Genomic DNA, 12,971 nt, shown 5'->3' on the forward strand with positions numbered 1-12,971 from the left:
TCCTGTGCGGCAGCCCGCCGACCCGGCCGTGCTGCATCCCATGCCCGGCCAGCCGCGCGTGGTGCAACTGCGGCCCCTGCTCACCTCGCCCCTGATCGAGGTCGGGGACTATTCCTATTACGACGACCCGGACGACGCGACCGCGTTCGAAACCCGCAACGTGCTGTACCACTACGGGCCGGAGAAGCTGATCATCGGGAAGTTCTGCGCGCTGGGCACCGGCACGCGGTTCATCATGAACGGCGCCAACCACCGGATGGACGGCCCGTCTACGTTTCCCTTTCCCACCATGGGCGGTTCCTGGGCGGAGCACTTCGACCTGCTCACCGATCTGCCGAACCGCGGCGACACCATCGTCGGCAACGACGTGTGGTTCGGCAACGGCGTCACCGTGATGCCCGGTGCGCGGATCGGGCACGGCGCGATCATCAGCACCGGCTCCGTGGTGACCGGCGCGGTGCCCGATTACGGCATCGTCGGCGGTAATCCGGCCCGGCTCATCCGAACCCGCTACAGCGACAACGACATCGCGCGTCTGCTCGCCGTCGCGTGGTGGGACTGGCCCACCGCACACCTCACCGCCCACATCCGGACCATCATGTCCGGCACCATCGACGATCTGGAGGCCGCCGCCGCATCCTTGGACTGACGAGAAAAGCCTTATGCGACAGGAGCTTTGCTTGCGGTAGGAACCGCCAAGGGGAGGAAGGCCGGGCGGCGGTCCAGGCGCGCCCGGTCGACGGGCGCGGCGAAATGGTGGTCCAGGCGGCGGGCCGCTTCGGCCCAGTCGCGCATGGTGCGGACGGGGGCGAGGGTCTGGACGACGAAAGGGTCCGACCAGCGCGCTAGTGCGCGCTCCCACAAGACCATCGGAGGTTCGTCGAGGACGCTGCCGACGGTGCCCTCGTAGATCGGCATCGCGTGCACCTCACCGTCGGGCCGGACATGCATGATGGGCAGGACGCTGCCCTCGGCGACATGGTCCGGGTGGATCATGTCGTGCCAGTGGTCGTCGATCCGGATATCCAGTCCCGCGGGCGCGAGGTCGCGCAGGTGCGCGAGATACTCAGGGCTGAGCAGGCGTTGGGATTCGGCGTCGTCCAGCAGTTCGTGATCGACGAACCCAGGGCGGTTGGCGAGCCCGGCGGGCATGGTCACGGTGAACACCAGATGCCGCAGTTCGGGAAAACGGGGCGCGATGGTCGTGCAGAACTCCTCGACCTGATGCAGATTGCTGCGCATGATCGACACCTCGATGCCGAGCGTGCCGGGGTCCTGCCCTTCGGCTTTCATCCGGCGTGCGGTGCCGTCGAGGAGTTGCACCGCGGCCAGGCCCCGCTCGAAGGCGCGCGCCCGGCCCCGGATGCGGTCGTGCACATCGGCGGTGGCGCCGTCCATGCTGACCGCGACAGTGCTGAAGTGCCGCAACGACTCTTCGGCCTTGTGCGCGTCCACGGGTAGGCCGCTCGTGTAGAGGATGACGGAGATGCCCGCCTGTGTGAAACGCTCGGCGATCTCGAAAACGCCGTCCACCAGCAACGGTTCGCCGCCGGCGATCGCCACCTCCTGCGGCTGCAGGGAAAGGAACGCGTCCGCCATGCGGAAGAGTTGGTCGCGCGCCGGATGCAAGGTCGGCCGCCGGCCCGATTCGGAATAGCAGTGCACACACCGTAACGGGCACGCGTAGGTGATATCCCAGATTATTCCTACCGGACCTTGGCTGACGTCCACGGGAAACCCCTTCCCCCAGAATAATTCGGTTGAGTGCCGTTCACGGTAATGCGGCGCCGGAGTAGGAGCGACTCGCTGGTTCGGTGAGCGGACCGGCGCATGGCAATTCGGCTACCGCTCGCCGAACAATGATGGCGCGTCCGGTAATTCAACCGGTTGCTGTCGGGCCTGCATCGACCCGATTCGAGAAAGGAAGCGACGATGGAGCGAGAAATCGAGCAGCTGAGCACGGATGTGGCTGCGCTGCAGACGCTGCCGGAACGTGATCACGGCGCCGGCGCGGTCATCTGGCCGGACCCCACCCGGGGCTCGGCCTGCCGCGGCGATCAGTGATCCAGGGGCTTTCCGTGTGACGTCGCGGAGGGGAGTGCTGTCCCCTCCGCACGCACAGTGAAAGATGCTACCGCGCACAGGAATCGGGGACGGGATGGTGAATCCGGTAGCCGAGGCGACTCTCGTTGAGCTGGCGCAGCGCCACCTCGCCGGGCGCTCCGATCGGCGAATCTGGACCGACGGCGTCTGGTGCCATCTGAGCCCGGTGAATTATCGCTGGCCGCGGCAGGGGTGGAAGCTGCATATCGCGGCCACGGTCGGGTCGGCCGCCACCGTACTCGACCGCACGCTCGACATTGTGCTGCGCACCGAATGCTCGGGTAAATTCGCCGCCTCGCTCGAGCAGGTGCGCCGATTGAATTCGGCCGACTATCCGCGTGGTGGCGCAGGGAAATTCATCACCGTCTATCCCCGCGACGATGCACAGCTACGCGTCCTGGCGGCGCTGCTGCACGAAGCCACCGCCGGGCTCGCCGGACCGGCGATTCTGTCCGACCGGCCCTATGCGGCCGGCAGTCTGGTGCATTACCGCTACGGGGAGTTCCTCGGCGAGGACGTCATCGGTGGCAGCGGCGACTATCTGCCGATGCTGACCGCGCCGGACGGCAGCCGGGTCGAGGACCGGCGCGACGCGTGGTTCGCGCCGCCGGTCTGGGCGGACGATCCCTTCGGCCGGCCCCGATCGACGGAAAAGGCGACGAGCGGTGTGCTGCTGGCGAATCGGTTCGAGGTGCGCCGGGCGATCGTGCACGCCAACAAGGGCGGCGTCTTCGAGGCGACCGATCGGCTCACCGGCGCGGAGGTGGTGGTCAAACAGGCGCGGGCGGGTGTGGGCGACGGCCCGCACGGCTGGAATGTGCAGGACGCGCTGCGCAACGAAGCCGAGATGCTGGACCTGCTGAGCCCGTTGGCGCCGCGCCGACTCGCCCTGTTCGAGCAGCAGCACGACCTCTTCCTGGTTCAGGAGATGATCGCGGGCACCACCTTTCTCGAGTGGCGCGGCCGTCGGCACGGTGCACTGGACTGGCGCGCGACGGCACTGCGGCTCACCGAGCTGCTGGCCGCGGTGCACGCCCGAGGCGTGGTCCTGCAGGACTTCTCGGCCTCGAACGTGATGGTGCGTCCGGACGATTCGCTGGTGCTGGTGGACCTGGAGTTCGCCGGCCGGTCCGGCGCTATCCGGATGACCGGCTGGACTCCGGATTACGCCGCGCCGGAGCAGATTTCAGGTGCTGCGGCGGATTTCGCGGCGGATCGTCATGCGCTGGGCGCGCTGCTGTTCCTGCTGTGCCTGGGCGCCAAGCCGAGCTTCGCGCCCGATGATCGTCCGGCGAGGAGCAAGGCCGCACGCATCGCGCGACTACTGGAGCTGGCCGCCGAGACCGACCGCGAGATCGCCACGGCGCGTCCGCTGTTGCTCGGCTTGCTCGCGGACGACCCGGCTGAGCGCTGGTCGCTCGACCGCGTTCACGGCTTTCTCACCGGCGACCACCAGGACCCGCCGCGACGGCGTGCCCGGCACCGGACGACCGATATCGATCGCCTGCTGGACGACGGCGTCGGCTATCTCCTGAACACGATGACGCCCGCCGGGGAGCGCCTTTGGCCGGTCAGCGACGGCGGCAAACGCAGCGATCCGTGCAACGTCTACCACGGTGCGGCCGGCGTCCTCGCCACCTTGACCCGCGTCGCCGAGGTCCGCCGGGACGCGCGAGTGCTCGCCGCGTTGCCGATCGCCGCCGACTGGATCATCGACCGGACGACCGCGCGAAACCCGGTGCCCGGCCTTTATATCGGCCGCTCCGGGACCGCTGTCGCGCTGTGCGCCGCAGGCCGGGTCCTGGATTCGGAGCGTCTGGTCCGAGTGGGTACGCAGCTGTTCGGCGAGGTTCCGCGCGACTGGCCGAACAACGATGTCACCCACGGACTCGCCGGTGCGGGCTACGCGGCACTGCTGCTCTGGTCGGCGACCGGCCGAACCGAATTCCGCGACCGCGCAGCCGAATACGCGGCGGTCCTGACCGAGCGCGCCGAGCGCCGGGACGGTGTGCTGGTCTGGCCGGTCCCGCACGACTACGACTCCCGCTACGCCGGCTCCGTCGACTACGGATTCGCGCACGGCACCGCTGGAATCGGTGCGTTCCTGCTCGCCGCGGGCAGTCGTCTGGACGAGCCGCGGTGGCTGGAGCTTGCCGCCGAAGCGGCCGAAAGTTTGTGTGGCGCAGCCGTGCCCACGGATGTGGGCGCGCTGTGGCCGATCGGGCCCCGGGATACGACGCGCCTGCTCGATCACTGGTGCAGCGGTTCGGCGGGCATCGGCACGTTCCTGCTGCAGTACTGGCAGGCGAGCGGCGACCGGCAGGCGCGGTCCTGGGCCGAACGCGCCGCCGAGGCAGTGGGGGCGCGCCGCTGGCGGGCCGGGGCCACGCTGTGCCACGGCCTCGCGGGCAGCGGGGAACTGCTGCTCGATCTGTGCGCGGCGACGGGAGACGAGCGCGCGCGAGTGCGGGCCGAGGGGATCGCCGCCGCGCTCGCGGTCCGGGCCGGTAGGCATCGGGGACATCTGCTGGCCGCGGACGAGACGGGCAGCGGCTATGGCGCCGACTACGCCGTCGGCGTGGCAGGCTGGGTCGATTTCCTGCTGCGGCTAAAGCACGGCAATCCCAGGGCGTGGCTGGTCGGACCACGCTGACCACACCGGGCATCGCCGAGTACTTCGCGTGGCGAAACGAAATGCGGAACAATCGCTGTGCACAGCGAAGGGTTCGCCATGAACGTAGCCGATTCTGCTCGACCCGAGACGCCCGTCCGACGCCTGGATCGGCGCCGCGTCCTCGGCATGATGGCCGCCGCGCCCGTTGCGGTGCCGTTGCTCCGTGCGGCCGCGGCGACGGCGGCGCCCCGGTCGCGGCCGAACATCCTCGTGCTCATGACCGATCAGGAGCGGGCGGATGTGGTGCTGCCGGCGGGATTCGAGCTGCCGACGCGGGCCCGGCTGGCGGCGAACGGGGTGCGCTTCGCCATGCATCACACGCCCACCGCACCGTGCTCGCCCGCGCGCTCCACCCTCTTCACCGGACTGCACGCCCCGGTGAGCGGCATGCTCGACAACGTGCGCGGCAACGATCTGATGGGCACGGTGCTGGGCGCGATCCAGACCTGGAGTCCTGACCTCGACTCCGCGGTCCCGACACTCGGCACCGTGTTGCGGGCCGCCGGCTACCACACCACATATATCGGCAAATGGCATCTGTCCGACGAGGTGGCCGCCGATCCGGCGGCGTTGTCGGGGTACGGGTTCGACGAGGCCCACGACATCCTGGCCGCGGGCGGCCCGAACGAGGGCACCCGGCAGGACCCGGGCGTGGTCGGCCACGCCGTCGACTGGCTGCAACGCCACGGCGGAGATCCCGACCCGTGGTTGTGTGTGGTGAGCATGGTGAATCCGCACGACATGATGTTCTGCCCGCGCCTCTACCGATTCGAGGACGTGCCGGAGTACGGCGCCGACGTGCCGCCGAATTTCGAATCCGACCTGACCACCAAGCCGCGGGTGCAGAGCCGCTGGCGCACCATCAACGGCATCGTCGGCGGGCCAATGCCGACCGAACTCGATTCGCCCGATGCTCGTCGGCAGTGGCAGCGCTGGGGCAACTGGTATCTCGAATTGCTGCGCCGCACAGACGAATTGAGCGGGCAGGTGCTGGCCGCCGTCGAGCGCAGCGGCGCTGCGGACAACACCGTGGTGGTGCAGGTCGCCGACCACGGCGAACTCGGTGGTGCCCACGGCCTGCGGCAGAAGGGGGCGATGATCTATCGGGAGAACAACCGGGTACCGCTGGTCATCGCCGATCCCCGTGCGCCGGCCGGGCACGGCCGGACCGCGAATGCGTTGACCTCCCATATCGATCTGGTGCCGACGCTGGCGGCGCTGGCCGGGATCGACGGTGCCGCAGCGGGTTCGGGGCCGGGCCGGAATCTGGTGCCGGTGCTCGCCGATCCGGCGCGCACGGTCCGGGACGCGATCCTGCTCACCTCGGACGCGAAATCCAGTGGGGGACAGCTGCCGGGCAGCCGGTACTGTCTGCGCGGCGCGATCACCGCCCGCTACAGCTTCGGCAGATACTCCACTCCGGAGCAGCTCGGCGGGCCGCGCGGCGAGTTCGAGTACGAACTCTACGATCGCCAGGTCGACCCGCTGGAGCTGCACAATCTCGCGCACGGCGGCGGCGCGGCCGGACTGGTCGAGGACCTGAACGATCTGGTCGATTCGCTGCTCGCCCGGGAACTGCGCCGGCCCGACACCGAAACCCGTTGAGCCGCAATTATTGCTGCGGCGCAGCGGTCTCGGACCGCGTCAGGTCGCCGAGGTGCGCAGCGCGCGGCGGGCGGCGATGGAGCCGAACGTTTCCCGGTCGGCGAGGAATCCGTCGAGGGCGAAGGTGGCGGCGCCGAGACTGGCCGGATTGTGCGGCAGCGCCGAGAGTTGCAGTGTCACCGCGTCGAAGGGGTCGGTCATCGCATGATGGGCGGCCACCCGCCGGGTCACCTCGAGCAGCGGCGGGCCGAGATGATCGGCGACCAGGTCGCCGAAGACCATGGTGCGCGGGTTGAACAGGTTGACCAGATTGGCCACGGCGACACCGAGATAGTGCCCTGTCCGGTCGATCACCGCCAGTGCGACCGGGTCCTCGCGCCCGGCCGCCGCGGCGATCGCCGCGATGGTGGCGGCGTCGTCGGACGCGAGCATCGGGCTGGCCGGGTCGAGTTCGCGCAGGGTGCGCACGATCCCGGGCGCGCCGACGTACGCCTCCACGCAACCTGTTCGCCCGCAACGGCATTCGCGCCCGTCCAGCACGAGATTGGTGTGGCCCCACTCGCCCGCGCTGTTGCTGACCCCGCGATAGAGCATCCCGTCGACGACCACGCCGATGCCGACGCCCGCGCGCAGCGTCACCACGATCAGATCGTCCACATCACGCCCCGCGCCGAACCAGAGATGCGCCGCGGTACTGGCTTTGAGCGGATTGTCGAGATAGAGCGGATGCGGGAGCTGGTCGTCGAGCAGCTCCTTGAGCGGCACATCGTGCCAATGCCAGTACGGCGAGAAGACCGAGATCCCGCCTTCGGGCTCGACCAGGCCGGGCACGCTCAACCCGGCGCCGAGCACCTTGTCGGCGTCGCCTGCGGTGAGTTCGCGGATGCCGCGAATGATGAGCGCGGCGACATCGTGCGGCTCGGTGGCGGCCGGGTCGACGGGGATCTCCACCGCGCGCAATGCCGTCATGGCCAGGTCGAAAAGGTCGAAGTGGATCGCTGTTTCGGCGATGTCGACGCCGACCAGCAGGCCGCGGTCGGGGTTGATCGCGAGCCGGGCCCGGGGCCTGCCGACGCCCGGCGCGTCGTGACCGAGCTCCACGAGCACGCCGACGTCGAGCAGTTCGGCGATCATGTTGCCGACCGTGGCGAACGAGAGCCCGGTCGCGCGGGCGATGTCCTGCCTGCTGATATGGCCGTCGGCGGCGTACACCGCCTGTAGTACGCCGAACCTGTTGCGGCGCCGGATGTCGCGCGCGGTCAGCTGATACACGGTCGGATCTCCTCCTGCGCTGGTGGCGTCAACATACCGAACGACTTCGACCAACAGTATTTACAACAGTTAGTGGAAGTCTTACTGTAACCCGCATCACTATGCGACGCGAGTATGCGTCAGATCACTAGGAGTGCCCATGTCCTGGACCCATCGACGACGTTGGACCAGTGCCGTGCTGTGCGGAATCTCGCTCGCCCTGGCCGCTACCGCCTGTTCGTCGGGCAAGGAAAGCGCCTCGCCCGCCGCGGGCCCGCAGCAGCAAACGGGCGCGATCAGCCTGGTCTACGCCCAGAAGCAGGGCGATCAGGAGTACTTCATCGGCGAAGCCGAGGGGGCCAAGGCCAAGGCCAAGGAACTCGGCATCGACCTCAAGGTGGTCAACCTGGGCAACGACGCGAACAAGGCGGTCACCGAGGTCAACAACGCGATCAACCAGAAGGCGAGCGGCGTGATCGTGGTGGTCCCCGACCCGTCGGTCGGCCCGCAGGTCGCCCAGTTGACCAAGACCGGCGGCGTCGCGCTGCTGACCTCCGACGATCAGGTCTGCACCACCGGGCCCGATCCGTCGAAATGCGCCAAGGATCAACTGGTTCCCCGGGTCGGCTTCAGCGGGACGCAGATGGGGACCGAGGTTGGCCGCCGAGCCGGGCAGGACTTCAAGAAGGCGGGCTGGAAGCCGGAAGAGACCGCGATCGTCGAGGCTTGGAAGCAGGACGTGACGGTGTGCACCGACCGTGTCGAGGCGAACAAGAAGGCGTTCCGCGAGGCCGCGGGCGTCGACGTCCGAGTGATCGAGGTCGGTACCGACAACACCCCGTCGGACGCGCAGAACAAGATCTCCGCGACCGTCGCGGGCAACCGGTCGGTCAAGAACTGGATCGTCATGGGCTGCAACGACGAGAACGTCAGCGGCGGCGTCGCCGCCATCCAGAACGCCGGGTACGCCGCGGACAACGTGCTCGGTGTCGGGCTCGGCGCCTATCTGGCCTGCAAGGAGTGGCGTGGCGGCAAGCCGACCGGATTCAAGGCGGCCCTGTTCATCAACGGCAAGGACGTCGGTGCGCTGGCGGTGCAGACCATGCACGACTACTTGAAGAACGGCAAGGCCATGCCGGCCGAGGCCTTCGCCCCGACCACCATGGTCGACGCGAGCAACTGGCAGCAGGCGGGCGTCACATGCAGCTGAGCGGCCTGCGCGCCACCGGCCTCAGCAAGAGCTTCGCCGGGGTGCCCGCCCTGCGCGAGGTGAGCCTGGACTTCCCGGCCGGCGCGGTGACCGCGCTGATGGGGGAGAACGGTGCGGGCAAATCGACCCTGATCCGGATTCTCGGCGGCGATCACCGCCCGGACAGCGGTCGGCTCGAGCTCGACGGCGTGCTACTCGATCAGGCCACCCCGGCCGCCGCGCGGGCGGCCGGGATCCGGGTGATCGGCCAGGAACCCGAGATCGTGCCGCATGTGTCGGTCGCCGAGAACGTCTACCTCGGCGCGCTGCCGCGCCGGGCGGGCCGGCTGCTCGACCGGGCGGCGCTGCACGAGCGGATGCGCACCGATCTGGCCCGGCTGGGCTTCGACCGGGATCTGGATCCGAGCACGGTGGGCTCGAAACTGACTGCGGCACAGCGGCAATTGGTCGAGATCATGCGCGCGTTGACCACCGACGCCAAGGTGATCGCCTTCGACGAGCCCACCTCGTCGCTGTCGGATCACGAGACCGAATCACTGTTCGCGCTGATCGGGCGGCTGCGCGAGCGCGGGCTCGCGGTGATCTACGTGTCCCATCGGATGCGGGAGATCTTCCGCCTCGCCGACCGGGTCGCGGTACTGCGCGACGGTGCGCTGGTCGGGGTGCGCGCGACCGCGGAGACCACCGATCAAGAGATCGTCCGCATGATGGTCGGCCGGGATCTGTCCACGCTGTTCGCCCGCGGTCCGGCCGCGCCGGGCCGGGTCGTGCTCGACGTGGACGCGGTCACCACCGACGACGTGTCCGACGTGAGCCTGCAGGTGCGGGCCGGGGAAGTGGTGGCGCTGGCCGGGCTGGTCGGCGCGGGCCGCTCCGAGCTGGCCGGTGCGCTGGCCGGGGACCTGCCGATCCGCTCCGGCACGGTGCGGATCGACGGCAAGCCGGTGCGGCTGCGGCAACCGCGCGACGCGGTGCGAGCCGGGGTCGGCTACGCGCCGGAGGAGCGCAAGGCGCAGGCGCTGCTGCTGCATCGCGGTGTGCGCGACAACATTTCGCTCGCGATGCTGGATCGGTTGCGCCGGCTGCGGTTCGTCAAGGCCGGTGCCGAGCGCCGGCTCGCGCAGCAGTACGTGGCGTCGTTGCGGGTGCGCACGCCCTCGATCGAGCAGGAGGTGCGCAAACTCTCGGGCGGCAACCAGCAGAAGGTGGTGCTGGCCCGGTGGCTCGCGCGTAAACCCAAGGTGCTGATCCTGGACGAGCCGACCCGCGGCGTCGATGTCGGCGCCAAGGCCGAGATCTACCGCATCATCGAGGAATTGGCGGAGGCGGGCGTCGCCGTGCTGGTGATCTCCTCGGAACTACCCGAAGTGCTCGGCCTCGCCGACCGGATCGTCGTCATGCAGCAGGGGCGCGTCACCGGCGAACTGGACCGCGGCGCGGCCAGTGAAGAGGCGGTGCTGGCGCTGGCCATGGCCGCGGACCTGACATCTCTAGGAAACCAATGACGGAGCAACAACTCACAGCGGTGCCGGTGGCACCGGCCAACCCCCAAGCGCCCGAGCGCAATCGCTATGCCGCCGCGTTCACGCCGCGGCGCATACTGCACGCGATCGGTCCGGGAAACCTCAGCCTGATCGGCGCGCTCGCGGTCATCGTCGCGATCTTCGGCTCCCTCAACGACGGCTATCTCGACCCCGCGAATCTCGCCGGAATCGGTGACGCGGTAACGGTTTTCGGCCTGCTCGCGGTGGTGCAGACGGTGGTGATCATCTGCGGCGCCCTGGACATCTCGGTGGGCTCGCAGGCCGGGGTCGCCTCGGTACTCAGCGCGATGGCGTTCACCGCGACCTCGGGCAACGCCTTCCTCGGCATCCTGGCCGCGATCGGCATCGGACTGGTGCTCGGGCTGGTGAACGGCCTGATCATCGTGTACGGCCGGGTGAATCCCGTGATCGCGACCCTGGCCACCTTGGCCGCGTACAAGGGTCTGGCCCAATTGATCTCGGGCGGCAAGGCGCAGGGTTTCGTGCTCGACAACGACGTCTTCATCTTCCTGGCCCGCGGCAAGATCATCGGGTTGCCGGTGCCGGTGATCATCCTCGCGATCGTCGCGGTGGCGGTGCACGTGCTGCTGAAGTACACCGATATCGGCCGCAACATCTACGCGATCGGCGGCAACGACACCGCCGCAAGGCTTTCCGGCATCAATATCAACAAGTACCTGATCGCGGTGTTCGTGCTCGCCGGGGTGGTGGCCGCGATCGCGGGCATCATCCTGACCGCGCGCACCGGATCGGGACAGCCGGTGTCGGGCAGCGAAGGGCTCGAACTCAAGGCGATCACCGCGGCGGCGCTGGGCGGCTGCGCGCTCAAGGGTGGAAAGGGCACGGTCGGCGGCACGCTGCTCGCCGTGGTCCTGCTCGGCGCGCTGGACAACGGCCTGAACGTGGTGGGCGTCAACACCTTCTGGCAGAACGTCGCGCAGGGCTCCCTGCTCGTCGCCGCCGTGGTGATCCAGCAGCGGCGCAGCGGTGAGCGCGCCGTCGGATTGCCGACCTAGCGCCCGTCGCCGAATCAACCTCCCAGGAGTGGATCATGATCAGTTTGCGCGCGCAGCCGTGCACCCCGGCGCCCGGACACCTGTGCGAAAGTCCGGTGTGGGACAGCCGGACTCAGGAACTGCTGTGGGTGGACATCCGAGGCGGGCACATCCATCGCGCGACCCTCGACCGGGCGACGCTCGATCTCACGCACCGGTCGACCGTGAGTTTGGCGCCGCCGGTGAGCGCGGTGGTGCCGTGCCTGTCCGGTGGACTGCTCGCGACCGCGAAGGACACCATCTATCGGATCGACCACGGCGAGGTCACCCGGGTCGCGGGAATTCCGTTGCCGGACGACGGAAACCGGCGGCGGTTCAACGACGCCAAGGTCGATCCGCGCGGGCGGCTGCTCGCGGGCACGATGTCGGAGGACGGTGTCGCACGCAGCGCCGCGCTGTACCGGCTCGATCCCGACGGCGCGATGAGCATCCTGCGCGAGGGCGTCACGATCTCCAACGGCCTCGGCTGGAGTCCCGACGGGGCGACCTTCTACTACGCCGACAGCCCTACCCAGCGGGTGGACGCCTTCGACTACGACCTGGATACCGGAACCTTCACCGGCAGAAGGACCTTCGCTAGATTCGAGGACGGTGATCCGGACGGGCTGACCGTCGATGCCGCGGGCTGGGTCTGGGTGGCGGTCTGGGGCGCGGGACAGGTCCGTGCCTTCGACCCGGACGGCGAGCCGCGCGCGGTCGTCGACGTCGGCCCCTCGCAGGTCTCCAGCTGTGTTTTCGCCGGTCCCGAGCTGGACGTGCTGGTGATCACCACCGCCGCGGAGGGGCCCGCGGTGCTCGAGCCCGACTCCGGACGTCTGTTCACCTGCGTGCCGGGCGCGGTCGGCCTGCCCGGCGTACCGTACGCCGACACCACGCTGGTGCGTAACCATGGCTGAGGATCCCCTGGAGTTGGCGACGCCGGTCATCGCGATCCTGCGCGCACCGACGGCGCAGCGGTTCGCCGAGGTCACCGCCGTGCTGCACGAATCAGGTATCACCGCGGTGGAATTCACGCTCACCAGTGCCGGGGCGTTGGACGCGATACGCGCGTGTGCGGGCTTCGCGTATCGCATCGGCGCGGGGACGGTACGCACCGCCGCGGACGCGGCACGGGCGGTCGACGCCGGCGCCGCGTACCTGATCACCCCGATCGTGAGCGAGGAGGTGATCGCGGCGGGACTCGACCTGGGTGTCCCGGTGATCTCGGGTGCGTTCACCCCCACCGAGATCCATCGCGCATGGACCGCGGGCAGCACCATGGTCAAGCTCTTTCCGGCCGCGTCGGGCGGACCCGGCTATCTCCGGGCCGTCCGGGCGCCGCTGCCGGAGATTCCACTGGTGCCCACCGGTGGTGTGGGACTCGGCGAGGCACAGGCGTATCTGGATGCCGGGGCCACGGCGCTGGGCATCGGCTCACCGCTGATCGGCGACGCTTGCGCCGGTGGCGATCTGGACGCCCTACGGGAACGCGTGTCCGTGCTGCGCGCGGGGTTGTCGTGATGTGCGCGGCAGTTCGGGAGCGGAATGTC

General features: G+C 69.2%; 11 protein-coding genes. 9 read left to right on the plus strand and 2 right to left on the minus strand.

The window, feature by feature from the left end; all coding sequences use genetic code 11:
* The first annotated feature begins 40 nt into the window (after nucleotides 1–40).
* Entirely contained in the window at nucleotides 41–649 is a 609-nt protein-coding gene (locus O3I_RS14915; RefSeq protein ID WP_051066949.1) for a CatB-related O-acetyltransferase, read from the plus strand.
* 11 nt (nucleotides 650–660) lie between these two features.
* On the opposite strand, the gene O3I_RS14920 is transcribed toward O3I_RS14915, so the two are convergent.
* Nucleotides 661–1,731 (minus strand): radical SAM protein, encoded by a 1,071-nt coding sequence (locus tag O3I_RS14920; RefSeq protein WP_141692313.1) that lies wholly within the window; start codon nucleotides 1,729–1,731, stop codon nucleotides 661–663.
* Between the two features lie 201 nt (nucleotides 1,732–1,932).
* On the opposite strand from O3I_RS14920, the gene O3I_RS46790 reads away from it, so the two are divergent.
* From O3I_RS46790 to O3I_RS14930, 3 genes are all read left to right on the plus strand, one after another.
* Nucleotides 1,933–2,064 carry a hypothetical protein gene (locus O3I_RS46790; protein ID WP_272944297.1) on the plus strand — a complete coding sequence of 44 codons (132 nt, stop codon included), beginning with the start codon at nucleotides 1,933–1,935 and terminating at the stop codon, nucleotides 2,062–2,064.
* A gap of 94 nt (nucleotides 2,065–2,158) precedes the next feature.
* Nucleotides 2,159–4,756: a class IV lanthionine synthetase LanL gene (lanL, locus tag O3I_RS14925; protein ID WP_014983761.1), complete on the plus strand. Its 2,598-nt coding sequence runs from the start codon at nucleotides 2,159–2,161 to the stop codon at nucleotides 4,754–4,756.
* 78 nt (nucleotides 4,757–4,834) lie between these two features.
* Nucleotides 4,835–6,382: a sulfatase-like hydrolase/transferase gene (locus O3I_RS14930; RefSeq protein WP_141692314.1), complete on the plus strand. Its 1,548-nt coding sequence runs from the start codon at nucleotides 4,835–4,837 to the stop codon at nucleotides 6,380–6,382.
* Nucleotides 6,383–6,421: 39 nt separating this feature from the next.
* On the opposite strand, the gene O3I_RS14935 is transcribed toward O3I_RS14930, so the two are convergent.
* Nucleotides 6,422–7,654 carry an ROK family transcriptional regulator gene (locus O3I_RS14935; protein ID WP_014983763.1) on the minus strand — a complete coding sequence of 411 codons (1,233 nt, stop codon included), beginning with the start codon at nucleotides 7,652–7,654 and terminating at the stop codon, nucleotides 6,422–6,424.
* Nucleotides 7,655–7,793: 139 nt separating this feature from the next.
* On the opposite strand from O3I_RS14935, the gene O3I_RS14940 reads away from it, so the two are divergent.
* The 5 genes from O3I_RS14940 to O3I_RS14960 are packed head-to-tail and all read left to right on the plus strand — an operon-like array spanning nucleotide 7,794 to nucleotide 12,942.
* Nucleotides 7,794–8,843 (plus strand): substrate-binding domain-containing protein, encoded by a 1,050-nt coding sequence (locus O3I_RS14940; protein WP_014983764.1) that lies wholly within the window; start codon nucleotides 7,794–7,796, stop codon nucleotides 8,841–8,843.
* Entirely contained in the window at nucleotides 8,834–10,348 is a 1,515-nt protein-coding gene (locus O3I_RS14945; protein ID WP_014983765.1) for a sugar ABC transporter ATP-binding protein, read from the plus strand. The genes O3I_RS14940 and O3I_RS14945 overlap by 10 nt, the downstream gene beginning before the upstream one ends.
* On the plus strand, nucleotides 10,345–11,403 hold the full coding sequence (locus O3I_RS14950) for an ABC transporter permease (protein WP_014983766.1): 1,059 nt from the start codon (nucleotides 10,345–10,347) through the stop codon (nucleotides 11,401–11,403). Before O3I_RS14945 ends, O3I_RS14950 begins: the two co-directional genes overlap by 4 nt.
* Before the next feature lie 35 nt (nucleotides 11,404–11,438).
* Nucleotides 11,439–12,338 carry an SMP-30/gluconolactonase/LRE family protein gene (locus O3I_RS14955; RefSeq protein ID WP_014983767.1) on the plus strand — a complete coding sequence of 300 codons (900 nt, stop codon included), beginning with the start codon at nucleotides 11,439–11,441 and terminating at the stop codon, nucleotides 12,336–12,338.
* Nucleotides 12,331–12,942 (plus strand): bifunctional 4-hydroxy-2-oxoglutarate aldolase/2-dehydro-3-deoxy-phosphogluconate aldolase, encoded by a 612-nt coding sequence (locus tag O3I_RS14960; protein WP_014983768.1) that lies wholly within the window; start codon nucleotides 12,331–12,333, stop codon nucleotides 12,940–12,942. Before O3I_RS14955 ends, O3I_RS14960 begins: the two co-directional genes overlap by 8 nt.
* The last annotated feature ends 29 nt before the right edge of the window (nucleotides 12,943–12,971 follow it).

The organism is Nocardia brasiliensis ATCC 700358 (assembly GCF_000250675.2).
Classification (GTDB): domain Bacteria; phylum Actinomycetota; class Actinomycetes; order Mycobacteriales; family Mycobacteriaceae; genus Nocardia; species Nocardia brasiliensis_B.